Annotated in this window: 17 protein-coding genes; 14 read left to right on the top strand and 3 right to left on the bottom strand. The window is 67.1% G+C overall.

The window, feature by feature from the left end; genetic code table 11:
- Window positions 1-165: 165 nt before the first annotated feature.
- Entirely contained in the window at window positions 166-1,398 is a 1,233-nt protein-coding gene (locus IP69_RS02035) for a L,D-transpeptidase family protein (protein WP_197279625.1), read from the top strand.
- A 218-nt stretch (window positions 1,399-1,616) separates the two neighbouring features.
- On the opposite strand, the gene IP69_RS02040 is transcribed toward IP69_RS02035, so the two are convergent.
- Window positions 1,617-2,486, bottom strand: a complete 870-nt coding sequence (locus IP69_RS02040; RefSeq protein WP_054141135.1) for a LysR family transcriptional regulator — start codon at window positions 2,484-2,486, stop codon at window positions 1,617-1,619.
- Between the two features lie 102 nt (window positions 2,487-2,588).
- On the opposite strand from IP69_RS02040, the gene IP69_RS02045 reads away from it, so the two are divergent.
- The 12 genes from IP69_RS02045 to allE all read left to right on the top strand — a co-directional run bounded on the left by IP69_RS02045 (window position 2,589) and on the right by allE (window position 12,763).
- Window positions 2,589-3,899 (top strand): aspartate aminotransferase family protein, encoded by a 1,311-nt coding sequence (locus IP69_RS02045; RefSeq protein WP_054141136.1) that lies wholly within the window; start codon window positions 2,589-2,591, stop codon window positions 3,897-3,899.
- A 219-nt stretch (window positions 3,900-4,118) separates the two neighbouring features.
- Window positions 4,119-5,420, top strand: a complete 1,302-nt coding sequence (gene glyA, locus IP69_RS02050) for a serine hydroxymethyltransferase (protein ID WP_054141407.1) — start codon at window positions 4,119-4,121, stop codon at window positions 5,418-5,420.
- Between the two features lie 76 nt (window positions 5,421-5,496).
- The gene (locus IP69_RS02055) at window positions 5,497-5,739 is read left to right on the top strand and encodes a hypothetical protein (protein WP_156323240.1); all 243 of its coding nucleotides are present in this window, start codon (window positions 5,497-5,499) and stop codon (window positions 5,737-5,739) included.
- Window positions 5,736-6,206, top strand: coding sequence for a PIN domain-containing protein (locus tag IP69_RS02060; protein ID WP_156323241.1), 471 nt, complete (start codon window positions 5,736-5,738; stop codon window positions 6,204-6,206). The genes IP69_RS02055 and IP69_RS02060 overlap by 4 nt, the downstream gene beginning before the upstream one ends.
- Before the next feature lie 9 nt (window positions 6,207-6,215).
- Entirely contained in the window at window positions 6,216-6,713 is a 498-nt protein-coding gene (gene nrdR / locus IP69_RS02065; protein ID WP_054141139.1) for a transcriptional regulator NrdR, read from the top strand.
- On the top strand, window positions 6,706-7,851 hold the full coding sequence (ribD, locus tag IP69_RS02070) for a bifunctional diaminohydroxyphosphoribosylaminopyrimidine deaminase/5-amino-6-(5-phosphoribosylamino)uracil reductase RibD (RefSeq protein WP_054141140.1): 1,146 nt from the start codon (window positions 6,706-6,708) through the stop codon (window positions 7,849-7,851). The genes nrdR and ribD overlap by 8 nt, the downstream gene beginning before the upstream one ends.
- Window positions 7,851-8,492, top strand: a complete 642-nt coding sequence (locus tag IP69_RS02075) for a riboflavin synthase (protein WP_054141141.1) — start codon at window positions 7,851-7,853, stop codon at window positions 8,490-8,492. Before ribD ends, IP69_RS02075 begins: the two co-directional genes overlap by 1 nt.
- A 41-nt stretch (window positions 8,493-8,533) precedes the next feature.
- Window positions 8,534-9,061, top strand: a complete 528-nt coding sequence (gene ribH, locus IP69_RS02080; protein ID WP_054141142.1) for a 6,7-dimethyl-8-ribityllumazine synthase — start codon at window positions 8,534-8,536, stop codon at window positions 9,059-9,061.
- The gene (gene nusB, locus IP69_RS02085; protein ID WP_282568225.1) at window positions 9,058-9,540 is read left to right on the top strand and encodes a transcription antitermination factor NusB; all 483 of its coding nucleotides are present in this window, start codon (window positions 9,058-9,060) and stop codon (window positions 9,538-9,540) included. The genes ribH and nusB overlap by 4 nt, the downstream gene beginning before the upstream one ends.
- Before the next feature lie 149 nt (window positions 9,541-9,689).
- Window positions 9,690-10,685 carry a thiamine-phosphate kinase gene (gene thiL, locus IP69_RS02090; protein ID WP_054141409.1) on the top strand — a complete coding sequence of 332 codons (996 nt, stop codon included), beginning with the start codon at window positions 9,690-9,692 and terminating at the stop codon, window positions 10,683-10,685.
- 32 nt (window positions 10,686-10,717) lie between these two features.
- Complete coding sequence (locus IP69_RS02095; RefSeq protein ID WP_054141143.1) at window positions 10,718-11,923, top strand: MFS transporter; 1,206 nt, start codon at window positions 10,718-10,720, stop codon at window positions 11,921-11,923.
- Between the two features lie 39 nt (window positions 11,924-11,962).
- Complete coding sequence (gene allE / locus IP69_RS02100) at window positions 11,963-12,763, top strand: (S)-ureidoglycine aminohydrolase (RefSeq protein ID WP_054141144.1); 801 nt, start codon at window positions 11,963-11,965, stop codon at window positions 12,761-12,763.
- A gap of 22 nt (window positions 12,764-12,785) precedes the next feature.
- On the opposite strand, the gene IP69_RS02105 is transcribed toward allE, so the two are convergent.
- Window positions 12,786-13,088, bottom strand: a complete 303-nt coding sequence (locus IP69_RS02105; RefSeq protein WP_054141145.1) for a type II toxin-antitoxin system RelE/ParE family toxin — start codon at window positions 13,086-13,088, stop codon at window positions 12,786-12,788.
- On the bottom strand, window positions 13,085-13,342 hold the full coding sequence (locus IP69_RS02110; RefSeq protein WP_054141146.1) for a ribbon-helix-helix protein, CopG family: 258 nt from the start codon (window positions 13,340-13,342) through the stop codon (window positions 13,085-13,087). The genes IP69_RS02105 and IP69_RS02110 overlap by 4 nt, the downstream gene beginning before the upstream one ends.
- A 258-nt stretch (window positions 13,343-13,600) precedes the next feature.
- On the opposite strand from IP69_RS02110, the gene IP69_RS02115 reads away from it, so the two are divergent.
- The gene (locus IP69_RS02115) at window positions 13,601-15,757 is read left to right on the top strand and encodes a sodium-translocating pyrophosphatase (protein WP_054141147.1); all 2,157 of its coding nucleotides are present in this window, start codon (window positions 13,601-13,603) and stop codon (window positions 15,755-15,757) included.
- The last annotated feature ends 209 nt before the right edge of the window (window positions 15,758-15,966 follow it).

The raw sequence follows: 15,966 nt of genomic DNA on the forward strand, positions 1-15,966 counted from the left end.
GGCGACATCGACGCCATGCCCTAAAATCGCCGCTCTCATCACGCGTCATTAACTGTGCTACGGCAGCGTCGCATGGAAGACGGCGGCCCGCATGGAGCGGCCACCGTTTGGTGTGTGTGCGCCCGGGCGCATGGAATTGAGTTCGAGAGGGACATGATGCCGACGATGAGCCTGACCCGCCGCGAGACAGTGATGGCGCTGCTTTCGGGCGCCGCCGCGACCACGGCCGTGCCAGCCTTTGCCCAGCAGGCGGAGTGGCGCCAGAGCTACGATTCGGGAGCCCGCAACGCGGTCGCCCGTTCGCACACGCCGATGCTGTCGCCGGAATCGCTGCAGGCGACGGAAGCCGCCATCATCGCCTACCGCGATCTCGCCGCCCGCGGCGGCTGGCCCGCCGTCCAGCTCGGCGGCAAGATGGCCGTGGGCTCGAAGGGCCCCGGCGTCGTGGCCCTGCGCCAGCGCCTGATCATCACCGGCGACCTTCCGGCCAACACCGGCAACAGCCCCGTCTATGATTCCTATGTCGAGGCGGGCGTGCGCAACTTCCAGGCCCGCGTCGGGCTGTCGACGACCGGCGCGATCAACCGCGCCACCGTCACCGCGCTGAACGTTCCGATCGAGCAGCGCATCCGCCAGCTCGAGACCAATGTGGTGCGCCTGCGCTCCTGGTCGGGCAATCTCGGCAACCGCTATGTCGTCGCCAACATCCCGGCCGCGATGGTCGAGACCGTCGAGAACGGCGTCGTCGCCACCCGCCATGCCGCCGGCGTCGGCAAGGTCGATCGCCAGTCGCCGCTGCTCTCGACCAAGATCCCCGAGGTCAACTTCAACCCGACCTGGACCGTGCCGGCCTCGATCATCCGCAAGGACCTCATCCCCAAGATGAGGAAGGAGCCGAGCTACCTCACCGAGAACAAGATCCGCATCATCGGGCCGCAGGGCGAGATCGCGCCCGAGCGCGTCAACTGGAACTCCGACGAGGCGACGCGCTACACCTTCCGGCAGGACCCCGGCGGCGAGTTCAACTCGCTGGGCTTCGTACGCATCAATATTCCCAGCCCGCACGGCGTCTACATGCACGACACCCCGGCCAAGGGCATCTTCGGCGACGATTTCCGCTTCGTCTCCTCGGGCTGCATGCGCGTCCAGAACGTGCGCGACTACATCGCCTGGCTGCTCAAGGACACCCCCGGCTGGGACCGCGCCAAGATCGACGCCACGATCGCCTCGGGCGAGCGCGTGAACGCCCGCATCAGCACCCCGGTGCCGTGCTACTGGGTCTATGTCACCGCCTGGGCGACGCCCGATGGCGGCGTCCAGTTCCGCGACGACATCTACAACAAGGACGGCATGGGCCCGGCCCCCGTCGCCGCGCTCCAGGGCGAACAGGACATCTGAGCGGCTTTCACGGGCCGTGTGAGACGAGGAAACCCGCCGGAGACGGCGGGTTTTTTCGTGGGGGGACGCCCGCGACGACGTCGCGCTCGGGAACCCGCTCTCAAACCTCCGCGCCGTCATCCTGGACCAGCCGCGCAGCGGCGCAGGCCGGGATCCATCATGGAGCGCTGTCGTGGCCCGTCGTGGCTTGCGACGGCTTGGCCCGACGGTGGTTCGGATCAGACGGTACCGCCAGCCACGCCCAGCGTCGGCAGGACCGCGCGGATATGCTCGCCCAATGCGATGGCGGGAGGCGAGGGGCGCGATGCGGAGAATTCCAGCGCGATCCCTATCGCCGGCAGCGGCGGCAATCCGCCCAAGACGATGTGCAGGTCGGGCGGAACGGCCATCCGTGTGAGAACGCTGATGGCATGGCCCGAGCGCGCGATCGCGATCAGCCCGGCGAGACTGCTGCTGGCAAACGCAATGCGGTAGCGCCGGCCGATCGCCTCCATCGCGGCGCAGGCGGCGCGATAATCCAGCGTCATCGGCGCCGACAGCGCCAGCGGCAGGCTGTCCTGGGAGAGGATCTCCGGCTGCGCTTCGCTCGCGACCCAGACGAAATCCTCGCGCCGCAGCGCCGTGCCGGCGTCAGGGTCCGGCAGCGAGACCAGAGCCATCTCGATCTGCCGCCGATGGAGCAGGGGCCGCAACTCCGATGTCGGCGCGCACACCATGCGCAACTCGACATCGGGGTGCTGCGCGCAAAAGCCCCTGAGCAGGTCCGGCAGGAACGCGGTCGCGTAATCCTCCGGGCAGCCCAGGCTCACCGATCCCTTGAGGCCGGTCCCGCGCATGTCGGCCAGGATCTCGTCATGGCGGGCGAGCAGCGCCTCGGCATGCGCCAGCAGCTTTTCACCGGCCGTGGTCAGCCTCACGCCCGACCCGGTCCGGTGGAGGAGGGGCTGGCCGGTCAGGGCTTCGAGGCGCTGGATCTGCATGCTGAGCGCCGACTGCGTCCGCCCGACCTGCGATGAGGCGACGCTGATCGAACCCGCCCGCGCGACGACGGCGAAGTTCCGCAGCAATCCGAGATCGAGCATGCGCATGCCATCAAATTATTCGATATCGGCTTGCAAGACTATCAATTTGCGCACTGCGGTCGGCGCCTCTAACCATGGGACATACGTCCCCTGTCCGAGGTGGTTGCCATGTCGCTCAACGCCGATCCCGCCTTCTGGGCAGCTGCCGACAAGCACCTGACGCGCTATGGGCCCGATTTCGAGACGATCATCGTCGAGCGGGCGGAAGGCAGCTTCGTCTATGACGCCGATGGCCGTGCGATCCTGGACTTCACCTCCGGCCAGATGAGCGCCGTGCTGGGCCATACCCATCGCGACATCGTCGCGACAGTGGACCGGCAGATGCGGTCGGTCGCCCATCTCTTCAGCGGGATGCTGTCGCGCCCGGTCGTTGATCTGGCCGCGCGCCTCGCGGCGCTCGCGCCGGGGCTCGACCGCGTTCAGTTGCTCACCACCGGGGCCGAAGCGAACGAGGCCGCCATCCGCATGGCCAAGCTCGTCACCGGCGGCCATGAGATCGTCGCCTTCGCGCAGAGCTGGCACGGCATGACCGGCGCGGCGGCTTCGGCCACCTACAGCGCCGGGCGCAAGGGCTATGGACCGGCCGCCGTCGGCTCCTTCGTCATCCCAGCGCCGAATTCCTATCGCCCGCGCTTCACGCATCCCGACGGCTCCAATGACTGGCAGGCCGAGCTCGACGACGCCTTCGCTTTGGTCGACAGCCAGTCGACCGGCAACCTCGCGGCGTTCATTGCCGAGCCGATCCTGTCGAGCGGCGGCATCCTGGAGCTGCCGCCGGGCTATCTCGCCGCGTTGAAGCGCAAATGCGAGGAGCGCGGCATGCTGCTGATCCTCGACGAGGCCCAGACGGGCATCGCCCGCACTGGCGACATGTTTGCTTTCCAGCGCGACGGCGTCACCCCCGACATCATGACCCTGTCGAAGACCCTGGGCGCCGGCCTGCCGCTCGCCGCCGTGATGACGACGCAGGCCATCGAGCAGAAGGCCCATGAACGTGGCTTCCTGTTCTACACCACCCATGTCTCGGATCCGCTGCCGGCCGCCGTCGGCGTCACGGTGCTCGACGTCGTCGAACGCGATGGGCTGGTGGCGCAGGCGGGCGCGCGAGGCGCCAGGCTGCGCGAGGGGTTGCTCTCGCTCCAGCAGAAATACGATTGCGTCGGCGATGTCCGGGGCCGGGGCCTCCTGCTCGGGCTGGAGATCGTCGCCGACCGCCAGACCAAGGCGCCGGGCTTCGAGCTGGGCGCTGCGATCATGGAGGAGGCGATGCGACGCGGCCTCAGCATGAACATCGTCAAGCTGCCGGGCATGGGCGGCGTCTTCCGGATCGCGCCGCCGCTGACGGTCTCCGACGCCGAGATCGATCGCGGCCTGGAGATCATGTCGGATTCGATCGCCGCGGCCGTCGCCGCGCACTGAGACGACAGGCCTCGCGCTGCGGACAAAGCGGTTCATTGTCGCTCCGCTTGCGCGCTCTTGTCGCCGGCTTCGTGCTTGTAAAAGGCGCGCCGCGAATGCTACGGGACCCGCAATGGCGGGATCGCGCGCGCGGATTCCGCAAGCCTTCGCAACCGCATGCCGCCTGGGCTCGTAACGCCTTTCGGCCTTGCGACGATCCAGCGCCGATGGAGCCTCGCCATGAGCCATGACGCCGCCGCCCAGCACCACCTCTCGAACGCGTTCTTCGCGGCCTCGCTCGCCGATTCCGACCCCGAGATCGCCCGCGCCATCGAACTCGAGCTCGGTCGCCAGCGCGAGGAGATCGAGCTGATCGCCTCGGAGAACATCGTCTCGCGGGCCGTGCTCGAAGCGCAGGGCTCGGTGATGACCAACAAATATGCGGAAGGGTATCCCGGCCGGCGCTATTATGGCGGCTGCCAGTTCGTCGACATTGCCGAGAAGCTAGCGATCGAGCGCGCCACCCGCCTGTTCGGCTGCGGCTTCGCCAATGTCCAGCCGAACTCCGGCAGCCAGGCCAACCAGGCCGTGTTCATGGCGCTGATGCAGCCCGGCGACACCTTCATGGGTCTCGATCTCGCCGCCGGCGGGCACCTGACCCATGGCGCGCCGGTCAACCAGTCCGGCAAATGGTTCAACGTCGTCTCCTACGGCGTCTGCGTCGTCGATCAGCTCATCGACTATGACGCGCTCGAGCGCCTCGCCCGCGAGCACAAGCCCAAGGTCATCGTCGCCGGCGGCTCGGCCTATGCCCGCCACTGGGATTTCGCCCGCTTCCGCGCCATCGCCGACGAGGTCGGCGCCTGGCTCTTCGTCGACATGGCCCATTTTGCCGGCCTCGTCGCGGGCGGCGCCCATCCCTCGCCCTTCCCGCATGCCCATGTCGCGACCACGACCACGCACAAGACCCTGCGCGGCCCGCGCGGCGGCATGATCCTGACCAATGACGAGGCGCTGGCGAAGAAGTTCAACTCGGCGATCTTCCCCGGCATCCAGGGCGGGCCGCTGATGCATGTCATCGCCGCCAAGGCCGTCGCCTTCCAGGAGGCGCTGCAGCCCGAGTTCAAGATCTACGCCCGCGCCGTCGTCGAGAATGCGAAGGCCCTGGCCGACACGCTCAAGACCAAGGGCTTCGACCTCGTCACCGGCGGCACCGACAACCATCTGATGCTGGTTGACCTGCGCTCGAAGAAGGTCACCGGCAAGGCCGCCGAGATCGCGCTCGGCCGCGCTCACATCACCTGCAACAAGAACGGCATCCCCTTCGACCCGGAGAAGCCGATGGTCACCTCCGGCATTCGCCTCGGCACGCCGGCGGCGACCTCGCGCGGCTTCGGCGTTGCCGAGTTCAAGAAGGTCGGCGAGTTGATCGCCGAGGTGCTGGACGGCCTGGCGGTGAATGGCGAAGAGGGCAACGCGGCGACCGAGCAGTCGGTGAAGGCCAAGGCGCTTGAGCTGACCGGGCGCTTCCCGATCTATTGAGAGAACGTTCAGACGCAAGCACGGCTTGAATTTGCTGCCCTACAGGGTTACATACAAGCCTGCGCTGGAGGTCGGTATGAGCAAGCAAGCTGTGACAATGCGAGAGTTGCAGAAGATGTCGGCTGCGACCATCAAGGCGCTGCCGCATGCTGTTCCGATCCAGAGCGACGGGGAAACCGTCGCGTTTCTGACACCGCTGAGAGTGCCGGATCCGGAGGCCTGGACGCGTGTTCTTGACCAGATCGAGGCGCATCATGCCCAATTGAGCCCAGACGCGAAGGCTTGGCTGGAGCAGTTCCTCGACGCGCGCGAACAGTGACCGCCGGCCGCAAACCTTCGGCTGCTTTGGTTGTTGACACCAACATCGTTCTATCGATGGTTTTGGGCTTCAGGCTGCGTGGGGTCTGGGATAGGATTGTGACACGCCGGCGTCTGCTGTTTTCGGTGGAATCGGTCGCGGAGTTGACGGCCGTACTCTGGCATTTGCGCGATCGCGCGCCAGATGCCGAAGATGACGCGAAAAATGTGTTGCGTCTGATGGAGGTCCCGCAGGAAGCACGCTATCGAGACTCACTGACGCAGGCAGCAGACACTCTCCGCAACGCGGCCGCATCCAGAAACGGCAGCGTCAAGGACGCCCACATTCTCGCGCTGGCGTGGGCCTACGACGCCGACATCTGGTCTCACGACCGCGATTTCGCCGGCACCGGCTGGCCGTCATGGTCCAGCGCCAATCTCGCCGCTGCTCTCGGCGACGAGACCGCCGCATCCGTCGCGAACCCCTGAAAGCCCGCCATGCGTTGTCCCTATTGCGGCTCCCTCGACACGCAGGTGAAGGATTCGCGCCCCACCGACGATTCCGCATCGATCCGCCGGCGCCGCGTCTGCCCCGATTGCGGCGGCCGCTTCACCACCTTCGAGCGGGTGCAATTGCGCGAACTCACCGTGGTCAAGCGCTCGGGCCGGCGCACCGTCTTCGACCGCGACAAGTTGCAGACCTCGATCGAGGTCGCGCTGCGCAAGCGCGCGGTCGCGCCCGAGCGGATCGAGCGCATGGTCAATGGCATCGTGCGTCAGCTCGAAAGCTCCGGCGAGGCCGAGATCGCCAGCTCCGCCATCGGCGAACTGGTCATGGAAGGGCTGAAGGCGCTCGACGACGTCGCCTATGTCCGCTTCGCCTCGGTCTACAAGAACTTCCGCGAGGCTCGCGATTTCGAGGAGATCCTGGGCCAGCTCAATGCCGATGAAGAGGTAGGCGAAGCGCCAGCCCCGTCAGCGCGCGCCGATGACTGATCCGGGCAGCGCGCAGGCAGCAACCGACAAGGCCTTCATGCGCCAGGCGCTGGCCTTCGGCGCGCGCGGCCAGGGCACGACCTGGCCCAACCCCTCCGTCGGCGCCATCGTCACGCAAGACACCGCCGACGGCCCCGTCATCGTCGCGCGCGGTCGCACCCAGCCGGGCGGCCGTCCCCATGGCGAAGCCGATGCCTTCGACCGGGCGGGGCCGCAGGGGGCGGCCGGCGGCACGCTCTATGTCACGCTGGAACCTTGCTCGCACCGCACGATCCGCGCCGCCACCCCTTGCGTCGAGCGCACGATCCTGGCTGGCGTCCGGCGTGTGGTCGCAGCCATGGCCGATCCCAACCCGTTGTTCCAGGGCCTCGGTTTCGCGCTGCTGCGGACGGCTGGCATCGCTGTGACGACGGGCATCCTGGCGAAAGAGGCGCACGCCACTCATCGCGGCCATGTGCTGCGGGTGACGCGCGGACGGCCGATGGTGACGTTCAAGATCGCTCGCACGGCGGATGGCTATGCCGGCGGGCCGGGCGGCGCGCGCATTGCGGTGTCCTGCCCCGCCGCCAATGGCTGGGTCCAGCTGCAGCGTGCCCATCACGACGCGATCATGCTGGGCATCGGCACGGTCATGGCCGATGATCCGCTATTGACCGTGCGCCTGCCGGGCATGGCGGGGCGTTCGCCGATCCGGATCATCCTGGATTCGCATCTGCGGCTGCCGCTGAGCTCGCAGCTCGTGAAGACCGTTGCGCAGGTCCCCGTCTGGGTAATCGCGACGGAGGCCGCTCCGGTCGATCGCGAGACGGCGCTTGTCGCCGCCGGCGTCGAGGTCATGCGCGTCGGCGCCGGTCCGGACGGCCATCTCGATCTCACCGAGGCGCTGCAACTGCTAGGCATGCGCGGCATCACGCGCATCTTCTCGGAAGGCGGCCCGACGGTTGCCGAAAAGATGGCACTCGCAGGACTGCTCGACGAGGTCGTGGTCTCGACCTCGCCGAACGCGCTGGGGCAGGCCGGCATCGTCGCCGTGCGCCCGGCTCTTGCGGCGCTGCTGGCCGACCCCGATCTCTACGTCCTTGCCGAGACCGCGTTCATCGGTCACGACCATTTCGAGCATTTCACGAGGACAGGCTGATGTTCACCGGCATCGTCACCGCCATCGGCACCGTCGTCGAGGCCGAGCGCAAGGGCCCGAGCCTGAAGCGGCTGGCCATCGCCAGCCCCTATGAGGCGGACGGCATCGCGATCGGCGCCTCGATCGCCTGCGGCGGCGTCTGCCTGACGGTGACGGCCCTGCGGCCGCGCGAGGATGGCGAGCCGGGCTGCATCTTCCAGGTCGAGGCGGCCGCCGAGACCCTGTCGAAGACACAGGTCGGGACCTGGGAGCCCGGCACCGCGATCAATCTCGAACGCTCGCTCAAGGTCGGCGACGAACTCGGCGGCCATCTCGTCACCGGCCATGTCGACGGCGTCGGCGAGATCCTCCAGATCGAGCCGATCGCGCCTGATCCCGACGAGCCCTGGGGCGCCACCGCGCGCTTTCATATCCGCGCGCCGCAAGGGTTGCCGCGCTTCATCGCCGCCAAGGGCTCGATTTGCCTCGATGGCACCTCGCTGACGGTCAACAGCGTCGAGGACGACGTCTTCACCGTGCTGCTGATTCCGCATTCCTTCACGGTGACCACCTGGGGGCAGCGCAAGACGGGCGATCCCGTCCATGTCGAGGTCGATCTGATGGCCCGTTATGCCGCGCGGCTTGCAGAGGCGCGCAGCTAGGTCTAACCAGCGGCCTCATACTTTCGACAAGGACAAGAACCATGGCCGGACCCCGGCAGATCTCGGCTGAGAAGGCCGCCATGCCTGCCGCCCCGCTGGACGGTGCGCGCGTCCTCGTCGTCGAGGCCCGCTTCTATGACACGCTCGCCGACGAACTGCTCGAAGGCGCGCTCGACGTGCTGGATGCGGCCCAGTGCCGCGTCGATGTCGTCACCGTGCCCGGCGCGCTGGAAATCCCCTCGGCGATCATCATCGGGATGCGTGCCGCCGACGAGGCGGTCGACCCCTACGAGGCGGTGGTGGCTCTGGGCACCGTGATCCGCGGCGAAACCGGCCATTACGACATCGTCGCCGGCGAAAGCTCGCGGGCGCTGATGGATATTTCCGTGGCTTTTGCCCTGCCTCTCGGCAACGGCATCCTCACCGTCGAGACCGAGGCGCAAGCCTGGGCCCGTGCCAACCGCTCCGAGATGAACAAGGGCGGCGGCGCGGCCGAGGCCGCGCTGGCCGTGCTGCGCTACAAGCGTTCGCTGGGCGAGCAGTCCAGCTCCCCGGAGCAATCCAAGTGAGCCGGCCGGAATCGAACCGGGCCGAACTGCGCCGGGGCGCGCGCCTGTCCGTGGTGCAGGCGCTCTACGAGATGGAGATCGGCGGGCGTGGCGTGGTCGAGGCCATGGCCGAGTTCGAGGCCTTCTGGATCGGCAAATCGGTTGAGGACATCGAGCTTCCCCAGGCCGAAATCGCCTTCTTCCGCGATCTGCTCGGCGGCGTCGTGCGTGAACAGCGCCTGGTCGATCGCTCGGTCGATGAGGCTTTGGCGGCTGGCTGGCCGCTGAAGCGCGTCGAGGCTGTGGTTCGCGCCATCTTCCGAGCCGGCGCCTACGAGCTCGCCTTCCGCAAGGATGTGCCGGCACGTGCCGTGATTTCGGAATATGTCGCGGTCGCACGCGCCTTCTACGAGGGCGAGGAGATCGGCATGGTCAATGCGGTGCTGGACCGGCTTGCCCGCGACTTCCGTGCCGACGAGTTCGATGCGCCTGCGGCGTGATGGTCTGTGAACCTCCTCAGCCCTCATCCTGAGGAGCGTTCCACAGGAACGCGTCTCGAAGGATGGTCGAGAAGGCTCCGGAGACCGCTGGACCATCCTTCGAGACGCCGCTTCGCGGCTCCTCAGGATGAGGGCTGAGGATGGACGCGATGGCAGTCGAGACGAGACCCGGCGAATTCGAGGTCATCGCCCGCCATTTCGCCCCGATCGCGGGGCCCGGCGGCCTCGGCCTGCTCGACGATGCTGGGCTGTTGCGGCCGGCGCGGGGCTACGAGGTCGTCATCACCGTCGATGCGCTGGTGGCCGGCGTGCATTTCTTCGCTGACGACCCGCCGGGCTCGATCGCCCGCAAGGCCTTGGCAGTCAACCTTTCCGATCTCGCGGCCAAGGGCGCAAGGCCGGACGGGTTTGTCCTGTCGCTGGTGCTGCCCAAAGGGTGGAGCGAGGCCTGGCTGGCCGATTTCGCCTCCGGGCTGTCGGCTCTGGCAGCGAGCAGCGGCTGTTTACTGCTGGGTGGCGACACGGTGTCGACGCCCGGCCCGCTGATGATCTCGATCACGGCCTTCGGCAGCGTGCCGGCCGGGCGCATGGTGCCGCGCTCGCGCGCCAAGCCCGGCGACGTCGTGCTGGTCTCGGGCACGATCGGCGACGGCGCCCTCGGTCTCAAGGTTCACGGCCCTGACAAGCCGGACTGGGTCTTTCTGCTGGGCGATGACGACCGCGCCTTTCTGGCCGATCGCTATTTGCATCCGCAGCCGCGTCTCGATCTCGCAGGTCCGCTGCAGGCTCATGCGAGCGCCGCGATGGATGTTTCAGACGGGCTCGTCGGCGACCTCGCCAAGCTGCTAAAGGCATCCGGCGTCGGTGCCGAGATCAATCTCGACGCCGTACCGCTCTCAGTGGTGGCGCGCGCTGCGATCATGGCCGATCCCGCATTGGCGGAACTGGCCTGGACCGGCGGCGACGACTACGAAATTCTCTGCACGACCTCGGAAAAGGAATATCCTGCTCTGGTCGCGGCGGCGCAGGCAGCCGGAATCGCACTGACTCCGATCGGTCGCGTGACCGGCGAGGCGGGCGTGGCGAGATACAGCGAACAGGGCAGGGCGCGCAGCTTCGCGCAGGGCTCCTTCGCTCACTTTTAAAGACGGCGCGTGCCGTTGAGGGCGGCAGACGCATGAACCACCAAGTCCGGGTCGATGATGGCGATACGCTGGCCAAGCGAAACGCCGTCGTTCTCGCCTGCGCCCAGGCGCTCGGCGGCGCCAGCCCCTCGATCGTGATTTCGCTCGGCGGCATCGTCGGCTCGCAACTCGTCACGGATCAGACCTTCGCGACCGTTCCCGTCAGCCTGATGCAGCTCGGCATCGCGGTGGGCGTGATCCCGGCTGCCATGCTGATGCGACGCTTCGGGCGTCGCAACGGCTATCTGCTCGGCGCGCTGATCGGCGCGATAGCCGCCAGCGTCGCCGCTGCCGGTGCGAGCACACGGCTGTTCTGGCTGTTCTGCCTGGGCACCTTTGCCTGCGGGCTCTACGGCGCCTTCGTGCAGAGCTATCGTTTCGCGGCGGCGGATTCCGCCACCGAGAGCTTCCGCCCGCGCGCGATCTCCTGGGTCATGATCGGCGGCATCGCGGCCGGCGTGATCGGCCCGCAATCGGTTTACTGGACGCGCGATCTCACCCCCGACGCCCCCTTCGCTGCGAGCTTCCTCGCGCAAGGGTGCCTGGCGCTGATCGCCATCCTGGTCATCCTGCAGCTGCGGGCTCCGCCGGTCGCCGCCGTCGTGCAGAGCGGTGGCCGGCCGCTTCCCGAAATCATGCGCCAGCCGAAATTCATCGCCTCCGTCACGGCGGCACTCGTCGCCTACGGGTTGATGAGCTTCGTGATGACGGCAGCCCCGCTCGCCATGGTCGGCTGCGGCCATTCGGTCGGCGATGCCGCGCTTGGCATCCAATGGCATGTGCTGGCGATGTTCGGGCCGAGCTTCTTCACCGGCCGGCTGATCGCGCGCTTCGGCAAGGCGCAGGTGACGGTGGCGGGCCTGCTGCTGACGGCGCTGGCCGCCATCATTGGCCTGTCGGGGATCAGCGTCGCGCATTTCTGGATCGCGCTCGTCGTGCTCGGGGTCGGCTGGAATTTCGGCTTCATCGGCGCGACCGCGCTGGTGACCGACTGCTACCGGCCCAAGGAGCGGGTGAAGGTCCAGGCCGCCAACGACTTCCTGGTCTTCGGCTCCGTCGCCATCGCCTCCTTCTCGTCGGGCGGGTTGCTCCATGCCGGCGGCTGGGACAGCGTCAACTGGCTGGTCTTTCCGCCCGTCGCGATCGCCTTGGCGCTGGTGGCCTGGCAGGCGTTTCAGAAGCCCGTCGCCCCGGCCTGATCCTTGCCAGAATGGATACACGAGCAGGAGACAGAAGCGATGCGCCCCCACCAACTTCCGCAAGTTCAAGGACGCCCCGCTGTTGGCGCGATCGGCCATAACCGAGGCGTGGTGGCGCGCAACTACGCCTTCATGCCGCCGGAAGGCGTCCTCGTCAGCCGTCTGCCGCATTTCGAGAAGACGATCGTTCGGATCCTGGCCGCGCCCGTGCTGGGCGCGCGCTTCGCACAATATGTGCTGGAGATCGAGCCGGGTGGCGGCACGCGCGCGCCCTTTGCCGAGGCGGGCATCCAGCATTTCTACTACGGCCTCTCGGGCGAGGCGGCCTTTGCGATCGATGGCACCGAGGCTACCGCCTTTTCGGCCGGGGCCTTCGCCTATGTCCCGCCTGGAACGTCCTTCAGCCTGCGCAACGAGAGCGCGGGGCCCGTTCGCGTGCTCGCCTTGCGCAAGCGCTATGAACCCGCACCCGGGCTGGCCGTGCCAGAGCCGATCCTGTCGCACCGCGACGCGGTTCCGCTCACCAATCACACCGGCATGGAAGGGCGCGGCTTCCAGTTCCTGCTGCCCTATGGCGATCTGCGCTTCGATTTCGAGATGAACCTGATGTGGTTCAAGCCCGGCACCTGCTTCCCGGATGTCGAGACCCATGTGATGGAACACGGGCTCTACATGCTGGAAGGGCAGGGGCTCTATTTCCTTGGCCGGGACTGGCACGAGATCTGGGCGCAGGATTTCATCTGGATGGGCGGCTACTGCCCGCAGCAATTCTACCCCACCGGCTTCGACGACGCCTGCTACCTGCTCTACAAGAACGTCAACCGCGACGTGGTATTGTAGCAAGCAGAACGCGACCCTGTCTCTACGCCTGCGGCCAGCCGCCCCGTGGCCAGTCTCGGGACGTGTGGATGACGCGCAGCACGACAATCCGGGTATCGTCGGGCACCGCATAGGCGATCACATAGGGCAGGCCGGTGACGCTCTTCTCATAGCTCCCGGGAATGCGACCCGGCCGCCCGGTCGAGTGAGTGCCAAGCGCGGAGGCGGAGCGACCGATCCCAAGTGCGACCTTGCGCGCGGCGGCCGGGTTGTCCTGGGCGATATGGGCGATGGCGAGATCGAAATCGTCGATCGCGCTGGACGACCATTCGACCCGTCGGCTCATCTCTTGGCGCGCTCGGCAGTCGCGATCGTTGCTTCGAGACGTGCCATCGCCGCATCATGCGCGACCGTCCGGCCGGCCTCCAGGTCTTCGAGACCGGCCTGGACGCCTTCGACAATGGCCTGCTCACGCGCGACATAGGCTTCGATCGCTTCGGCCGCGAGATAGGAATTCGTCCGGCGTGTCGCGGCGGCGATACGACCGAGCGCATCCTTGGTGTCCTGTCTCAGGCGAATGGTCATCGTCGCGCTGCTCATGAATGCTCCGCTCATCGCATGTACACACGCTAGCACAACGTGGTCGCGGCCGCGATGCTCGACGGAGTGATAACAGCGATCGCGCGTCGCAGCGTTTGCGCTTCCGGACGAAACTTGCCACAAATTCGCCTGACGCGGGCGACGCGACGCGGGCCGAGCAGTCGTTCGGCCCAGATTTCTTAGGCCCGCCGTCCAAAACGGCAAAACGAGGGGCGACAGCGCTCCCGATCGGTCGGAAGCTCAAGGTCAGGAAACCGCATGTCAGCCTTGCTTGTCATCATCTTACTCAGTGCCTTGTCGATCGCCTATGGCGTCTGGGCCTATGCCGACGTCATGAAGCGTGACGCTGGCAACCAGCGCATGCAGGAGATTTCCGCCGCTGTCGCCGAGGGCGCGCAGGCCTATCTGAAGCGCCAATACGTCACCATCGCCATGGTCGGCGCCGTGCTCTTCGTCGTCCTGATCTATCTTCTCGGCCAATGGGTCGGCATCGGCTTCCTGATCGGCGCGGTGCTCTCAGGGCTGGCCGGATTCATCGGCATGAACGTCTCGGTGCGCGCCAATGTCCGCACCGCCCAGGCGGCGATGCAGTCGCTGGGGGACGGCCTCGACGTCGCCTTCAAGGCCGGCGCGGTTACCGGCATGCTGGTTGCGGGCCTCGCCCTGCTGGGCGTCGCCGTTTATTACGGCATCCTGACCTCGATGCTGGGCTTCTCGCCCTCAAGCCGCGTCGTCATCGATTCGCTGGTGGCGCTGGGCTTCGGCGCCTCGCTAATCTCGATCTTCGCGCGCCTGGGTGGCGGCATCTTCACCAAGGGCGCCGATGTCGGCGCCGACCTCGTCGGCAAGGTCGAGGCCGGCATCCCCGAGGACGACCCGCGCAACCCCGCCACCATCGCCGACAATGTCGGCGACAATGTCGGTGACTGCGCCGGCATGGCGGCCGATCTGTTCGAGACCTATGCAGTGACGCTGGTCGCGACCATGGTTCTCGCCGCGATCTTCTTCGCCGGTCAGGCGACGCTGCCGACCATGATGCTCTACCCGATGGCGATCGGCGCGGCTTGCATCGTCACCTCGATCATCGGCACCTTCTTCGTCAAGCTCGGCGCCAACCAGTCGATCATGGGCGCGCTCTACAAGGGCTTCATCGCGGCCGGCGTGCTCTCGATCGGCGCGATCGCAGCGGTCAACTATCTGATGTTCGGCGGCTTCGAGGCCTCCTTCACCACCGTCCAGGGCGTCACCTTCACCTCGGGCGGGCTCTTTGCCTGCGCACTGGTCGGGCTGGCGGTCACGCTGCTGATCGTCGTCATCACCGAATATTACACCGGCACCGGCAAGCGCCCGGTGGTCTCGATCGCCCAGGCCTCGGTCACCGGCCACGGCACCAACGTCATCCAGGGCCTCGCGGTCTCGCTGGAATCGACTGCGCTGCCGACGATCGTGATCATCGCCGGCATCATCGTCTCCTATGGCCTGGCCGGTCTCTTCGGCATCGCCATCGCCACCACGGCCATGCTGGCGCTGGCCGGCGTGGTCGTCGCGCTCGACGCTTTCGGCCCCGTTACCGACAATGCCGGCGGCATCGCCGAGATGGCGGGGCTGCCCAAGGAGGTGCGCCAGTCCACCGACGCGCTCGACGCGGTCGGCAACACCACCAAGGCCATCACCAAGGGCTACGCGATCGGCTCGGCGGGTCTCGGCGCGCTCGTCCTCTTCGCCGCCTACACCTCGGACCTCAACTTCTTCATCGGCGAGGCCAACAAGGCGGGCTCGACCACCTTCCAGTACTTCCGTGGCGTGGTCGTCGATTTCTCGCTGTCCAACCCCTACGTCGTCGTCGGCCTGCTGCTCGGCGGCCTGATCCCCTTCCTCTTCGCCGGCATGGGCATGACGGCGGTGGGGCGTGCGGCGGGTTCCGTCGTCGAGGAGGTCCGGCGCCAGTTCAAGGAGAAGCCCGGCATCATGGACGGCACCGAGCGGCCCGATTATGCCCGCGCCGTCGATCTGCTGACCAAGGCGGCGATCAAGGAGATGATCATCCCCTCGCTGCTGCCGGTTCTGGCGCCGATCGTGACCTTCTTCGCGATCAATGCGATTGCCGGCAAGAACCAGGCCTTCGCGGCCGTCGGCGCCATGCTGATGGGTGTCATCGTCACCGGCATCTTCGTCGCGATCTCGATGACCTCGGGCGGCGGCGCCTGGGACAATGCCAAGAAGTCCTTCGAGGACGGCTTCGTCGACAAGGACGGCGTGCGCCACATGAAGGGCTCGGAGGCGCACAAAGCCTCCGTCACCGGCGACACCGTCGGCGACCCCTACAAGGACACGGCGGGCCCCGCCGTGAACCCGGCGATCAAGATCACCAACATCATCGCGCTGCTGCTGCTGGCGATCCTGGCGCATAGCTGAGCCACATCGCCCGCCACGACGACGAACCCCGCGGAGAAATCCGCGGGGTTTTCGTTTTCTGTCAGTCACTTACCGCCGATCTTTGAATCAACGTAGCTGCCGCGCTGATCGCTTCAGGAAGCTACCGCCGCGACCGTAGCGTTCCCCCGAGCCATTCCTCGGCTTCGCTGTCATGACGTCTCCAGCCAGGGAGACCACCATGACCACGC

Origin of the sequence: Allobosea sp. AAP35 (assembly GCF_001295925.1) — a bacterium.
In the GTDB taxonomy this organism is placed as follows: domain Bacteria; phylum Pseudomonadota; class Alphaproteobacteria; order Rhizobiales; family Beijerinckiaceae; genus Allobosea.